General features: G+C 62.3%; 3 protein-coding genes. 1 reads left to right on the forward strand and 2 read right to left on the reverse strand.

Translation table 11 applies throughout. From position 1 onward, the window contains the following. Positions 1-2365: 2365 nt before the first annotated feature. On the reverse strand, positions 2366-3574 hold the full coding sequence (locus tag M5G17_RS27430; RefSeq protein ID WP_337993374.1) for a dermonecrotic toxin domain-containing protein: 1209 nt from the start codon (positions 3572-3574) through the stop codon (positions 2366-2368). 596 nt (positions 3575-4170) lie between these two features. On the opposite strand from M5G17_RS27430, the gene M5G17_RS12960 reads away from it, so the two are divergent. Next, the gene (locus tag M5G17_RS12960) at positions 4171-4461 is read left to right on the forward strand and encodes a hypothetical protein (RefSeq protein ID WP_273893311.1); all 291 of its coding nucleotides are present in this window, start codon (positions 4171-4173) and stop codon (positions 4459-4461) included. A 781-nt stretch (positions 4462-5242) separates the two neighbouring features. Here the strand turns inward: M5G17_RS12960 and M5G17_RS12965 are convergent. After that, positions 5243-6000: DUF2599 domain-containing protein (locus M5G17_RS12965; RefSeq protein WP_273893313.1), on the reverse strand; the 758-nt coding region annotated here is incomplete at its 5' end.

The following is a 6000-nucleotide window of genomic DNA, read 5'->3' on the forward strand; positions in this document are numbered from 1 at the left end:
AGGTGTGATGCCGTAGAGCAACTCTTCGTAGTCGCCCTCGGCGACCAGCAGGTCGATGCCGTGTTCGGTGTAGTAGGCCTCGATCTGCTCCAGTACCTGTGGGCGTAACCAGGGGCTTTCCAGGCACATGACCCGGGCGACCGGTTCGGGTATCAGCAAGGGCTCGGGCAGGTGGGTGAACTGGTTTTCACCCAGCTCCAGGGAGAAGGGATGGTCCAGTGATGCCAGCCCGGTCGGCAGCTCCGTGAGGCTGCAGTGGGTCAGGTTGATGCCGCGTAGCTCCGGCAAACCGCCAAGGTCCGGTGCTTGCAGCAGTGGATTGTTGGAAAGCTCGAGCAAGCGCAAGCGGGTGAAGCTGCGCAAGGTGGTCTGTGCTTGGGCGTCCCAGGTCAGGCGATTGTTTTCCATGTCCAGGGCTTGTAAGCGTGCCGGTTGCACCAGATCGGGCAACTGGTCGAAGCGGCAGCCGTCAAGGTACACCCGCTCAAGGCCGGGCAAGCGTGCCAGCAAACCGGCTGGAAGTTGACTCAACTGGCGGTTGCCACCCAGGTCGAGGTCGCGGATATGGGCGAAGCGATCCGGTAGCAGCAGGGATTGCAGGTCATGGTTTTCCAGTTCGAGATTTGACAGGTTCAGGCTCGGCAGAGGCTCACCACTGCTCAGCAGGCGCAGGGTGTTGTGGCGCCAGGCCTCGACTAACGGGTTGATCGCCCGCTGCCGGCGCGGGGCTTGCCCGGCCCAGGCCTGCAGGTCGCGGCGTAGCTGCTGCAGGGCCTGCTCTTGGGCGCGTACTTCGAGGATCACATTAGCGCCCTCTGCGTGCCATTGCTGCAAGGTATGGACGATGTCGCGCTCAGAAAACGAGGGATACAGGCGGCGCATGCGCCTGGTCAGGTAGGGGATGGACAGCGGCTGGTCCGGGTAATGGAAGTTGTCCCCGGACGGCAATCCGCCGAGCAAACGGGCGCGGGCAGGCGCGCTGCGCGCATGGCCCCATAGCCAGCGTGCGGCTTGCTCGCGCGAGGCCGTTGCCCGGGCCTGGATGGCCAGGCGCAAAGGCTCGACAGCGCCCGGCATCAGGCCCAGTGCCTGGCGCTGGGTGGCAGGCAGGGCTTCGAACAGGGCTGCGTACAGGTCGGCATGGACTGTGCCCGGGGCCGGGCGCTCAACGCGCCAGGCCTCATAGCCCAGGGCGCTCTTCAAGACCGTGCAGCGCTGCCCGGCAGTTACCTCGCCGATGCTGGCCAGCAGCGGGCCCTGGGGGCTGGCGGCGCGCAGTTCCAGGCGCAGTGCAGGCGACCAGCCGGGCAGGCGTTGCAGGCAAGCCAGCAGCAGATGTTCACTGTCGCGGCTGACCAGGCCAGGCACGAACAGCCCTTCCAGGGCGCGGCTCAGCGGCACCTCACTATTGATCTGGCGCGCCAGCACGCTGAACCAGGCGGGCAGGGGCTCACCCGCCTGCCAGGCGCTGATTTCTTCGGGCTGCAAGCGCCGCAGCAAGCGTGCCGCCAGCGGCCGGCTCAGTTGCGGGTAGTCCACGCGCAGTTGCAGCGATGCGCTGCTTTGCACACCGCTGCCTTCATACAGGCGGGGCAGATCAATGGCAGGTGTCGCTGCCTGCTCGGCCAGCGCCAGGCGTTGCAAGGCATCGGCCAACAACGGCGGGCACGGCTCGCCGCGCAGGTGCACCTGGCGCAGCGCGGTGCGCTCGACGCCGCTGATTTGTCGCGCTGTTTCCAGCTGGGTGTCGCTGTAACCCTGGTACGCCTCGCTTAATCGGCGCACCAGCGTCGGGTAGGACCAGTCTAGTGGTTGCTCATGTTCTGCACGCCAGGCCCCTTCGCCGTTGTGCAGCAACGGTGGTTGGTAGCCCTGCGGCTGTTGCGGATGAACCATGCGCCATTGCTCGCCACTGGCATCCAGGCGCTGCTCGTACAGTTGGCCCTCGATGCGGATGTAGTGCTTGCCAGCCAGCAGGTACTGGCCCTGTTGATTGGCCTGCAGGTCATCAGGCAGGGCGATGTCGCTGCGGTAGGGCGCCAGGTCCGGTTGCCAGAGGCGTTCGCTGCCGTCCGCCAGGGTCACCTCGTCCAGGCGCTCCATCAACGGGCTGTTGAACAGCCGGGTGGCGAGCGTGCCGGCCACGGCAAAGCCGGCAATCAGGCCCAGGTTCAGCCCCACCGAGGCCGCGTGCTGCAGCGCCGTGTCGCGGTCGCCATGCTGCCAGGCCTCGACGCCTTCGATGCACTCATGGAGCAGTTGCCAGGCCGTGACCGCGAGCATGATCTCACCGAGCCCGGGGATGAAAAAACTGGCCAGGTTCAACACATTCAGGCCGAAATTTTCCAGGCGTTGCACCCGCTCGTCACGGGCGCGGGCATCGGCATCGGCCGTGGGCACCGCCACCTGCTGGGCCTCGGCCTTGAGGCGCTCCAGGTGGCGGTCTTGCAGGTAGCCGAACAGCGGCTCGACGATGCGGCTGCGGGCCAGTTGCAGGTCGGCATTGGCCCGTGGCTGCCAGTGTTGCTGCGGGTTGCCCTGGTCGCTGGCATCCAGGCGCTGGCGCAGTTTGTCCAGCACCGTGGCACGTTGATCCAGCGGCACCCGGCCAATGAACAGGCGGCGAAAGGCCGGTGCCAGCAAGCGGCTGCGCAGCGCCTGGCAGGTACAACAGCACGCCGGCGTCGGCGGCGTCGATCACCAACGCATCGTGCAGGGTCACGTCCAGCACGCCCAGCAACCAGCAACGGCCGGGCGTGCCGTCGAGCAATTGGCGTACCGCAGCGATTGCCGGACGGTCCAGCTGGTGACGCAACTCGGCCAGGGCCAGGGCTACGCGTAACTGGTCGCGGTACACGGCAATGCCCTGTTCACGCACCTGATCGCGGTTGGCCGGGTTTTCATACAACGCTTGCAGGTGGTTCTGGTACTGGCGCCCCAGGTCCAACTGGCGACAGCTTTGCGCAAAGGCTTGCGGCGACAACGCCAGGCGCTTGATGCGGTAGCGCTCTGAGGGCAAGTGCAGTGCGTGGGCGGGCAGGTCGGGGCTGATGGTGACGAAGCTCGACACGGTGATCGGTTCCACCTCGATGTCTGCGCTCAAGGCCAGCGCACTGTCGGCGCTGAAGCTCACATCGTCGCCGAAGTTATGCAGGGCGGCTTCCAGCAGCGGCTGACGGTCATGGCTGTAAAGGTAGCGCGAGCCGATCCAGTGGTACTCCTGGTACACGCGAACCAGCTCGCTGGCGGGCAACGATGCATTGAAACCATGGTCAGCCAGCAAGCGGGCGCGCAACAGCGGCTCGGCAAACCCGGCGATGCTCTGCAAGCCCTTGAGCGAACGGGCCAGGGCCTGCTGAGAGCGGTGCAACTGCGCTTGGCTGTCGAGCAGTGCGTCCTTGAGGTACGGCGCGGCATTGGCGAACCAGTCCGCCTCGCTGCCCGGCAGGCCCTGGGCCGGGTGCAGGCTGCTGCGCAGCGCGGCCCAGTGGTCGTTGCTGAAATGCTGGACATCGCCGGGCAGGCGTTGGCTGAGCAGGGCGTGATGGGGGTTGTCGGTGGAGAGGGTGGGCATGGTTAGGCTCCGGTTGAGGGAGCGCACAGCAGGCAACTAACCGGGGCACGACGGGTGGTAGTTATTGCTGGTTAGTGGCGGCCCCTCGCGGGGCAGCCCCGCCTTGCACCAAGGCTGACTACGCCGCTCCTACAGGCCATGGCACGTTGCAACCAATGTGGGGGCCGGCCTTGCCGGCGATGCGCCGCGCGGGCGGCGCTCGATCTCGAGCCCGCCGAAAGCCTTGCGGCGTACACCCGCTGAGCATCCCCATCTCAAGCTGCCCCTCGCCGCCATCACCCAACATCAGCACATCAAGACTGGCCAGAGCAAGTCCTAGGAATTACCCTACACAACCTGTCGACTCCATCTGCTTGCCCGGGGAAAAGCTGCGCACTAGGCTCGTTCGTTCACCTGATTTCTGGGTGATTGGGTTTGGCGACCTGGCAAAATGATACTGACAGAGTGCTTCCATTTGTTAATGGTGGCCATGTGCGGGAGGGTTTCGGCCCTGCCGGGTTTCTCCAGTGTCGTCCCGGTTCGCCAACCCGCACATGGCTGCCACCCATTCGTTTGGCGACGGTGCGTGGTAGCTCCAATACGACCTGGAGTTGACCATGAAAAAGCCCGTCCCCGATCCCCCGCGCGTCACCTTCACCCGCACCGCCGAAACCCGCGTGCTCAGTTGCCCCGACCACCCACCGTTGCTCTGCGTACTGGGCGGCGTCAGCGCCGAAGATGCCCTGGTGCATGCGCTGATGTACCTCAAGGCTGCCACGGCCACCTTTAGCCAAACCATCGAACATACCGAAGCTTGCGGGCGCGGCCACGCCTGGGCGACCCAGCACTCGCTGGAGATCGCCACGGCGCTGGTCGAGGCGGTGCTGGATGGAAATGAGGCCGGGTAATAGCAGTTGCGAGCTGAACTTTCTCCCTCTCGATGACGCTGGCAAACGCAAGTGATCACGACACTGTTTTGATCGCATGGATCTGTGCTCAAACAAGTGCGACCTGACATTTTTGTTAGTAGACGGCGATCGTGAAGTGGGTAGCATTGCAACTGATGAACTACGGGTGCCGTGGTTTTGCGTGCACTTATCTATGAGAGGTGAGTATGAAGAGTCCAATAAATGTGATGGGTGTTAAGCCAGCCGTTAATGACGATCCTGAAGTTTTCAATACCACTAACCAAAAGTGCAGGCATGTCAATACGCGCACAGGCTTGTTTGAGGCCTATATCCCGTTGCCTTCGGTGACCGCCAACGCGTTGCGGTGATGGCGAGGATGACACCGAATGGCAAGAGGTATGTTCGTCCGAGTGTGATACTCGCCCGTGGAAAATTTTTCCGTTTGGGCCGGATACAACAGAGTTTTTTGTCAGTGATGAGGACCGCGCCCGGGTTATCGTGCTCAACGACGCTGATGGGTATATCTTCAATGATGAAATCAAGTTTGTCTCGGATGAGAAGTACAGGATGACATTCTTTGCCCGTGATCGCGAACACAATGGGAGCTCTTTTTTGACTGCGGGGGGCGTGGGCGTTCGTACGGCGCTGCCTGTTGAAATAATCGGGGACTGGAAACAGGAACCGTATTCTGTTGTGTTCACTGACGCTGCGGGCCGATCAATCAGCCATGGCAAGCCAATGGCTAATTGATCGGCATATTCTTGGAAGGCCTCAAGGATCTTCAATGCGGGTCGCATTTTTGTTCCACGGCTGTCGCGTGGTCAACATAGGGACGGAACGGTTCTAACGTCCAGACGCTCTCGTCCCTGGCGATGACGAAATGGCAGACCAGCTGGCGTTGTATGCTGGCATCGACGTCTTTGTTCTGGTCCAGGGTCCACTGGGCGTTGTGCGCGTATTTACTGCGAAGTTCCTTGTAGAAGGCTTCGCTTTGATCGATCTGGGCATTGCGGCCACACTCGGTGGGTTTGACTGACAAGGTCGTTTGCTCTTTATCCGTGCCAGGGTCGTAATGACGCGACCACTCTGCTGACGCGATGTATCGGGCGCAATTGGTGGAGGATGGCGTTTCCTCAGGCGCTTTGACCGCTTGTTGGCTGTCGTCGTAACTGAAGGTGGTCGTGCCAGTGCCGTCAGTGGCCAAGGTCAGTTTGACGATGGGCACAAAACTGCCATAGCGTTTGTACCAGTCTTGCTGGTCTTGTTGGGCATTTTTCAATCCAGTCGTTTCATCGGTGTAAAAAAACGATTGCACGGGGATGGTGCCGGCCTGTTCATCGGGCCAAGAGGCAATGATGATTTCGTTCCAGGTGAATTTCCCCTGGCCCGCCGGCATGCTGTTGCGCGCAACAATACTTTGATAAAACGCCTGCGCTCCCAGCTGATCCTGGGTGTTCTTGATATTGAAGGCGCACTGCCGGGTGTAATCCTGCTTGGTGGCGTTGTAGTGCTCGACCCATTGTAAGGGCTCCATGAACC

The sequence above is a fragment of the Pseudomonas rubra genome, from assembly GCF_028656935.1.
Lineage (GTDB): Bacteria > Pseudomonadota > Gammaproteobacteria > Pseudomonadales > Pseudomonadaceae > Aquipseudomonas > Aquipseudomonas rubra.

Bases quoted from the DNA above. Each gene is read 5' to 3' on its own strand.
- M5G17_RS12960 (WP_273893311.1), top strand. From the start codon at position 4,171: ATGAAAAAGCCCGTCCCCGATCCCCCGCGCGTCACCTTCACCCGCACC.
- M5G17_RS27430 (WP_337993374.1), bottom strand. From the start codon at position 3,574: ATGCCCACCCTCTCCACCGACAACCCCCATCACGCCCTGCTCAGCCAA.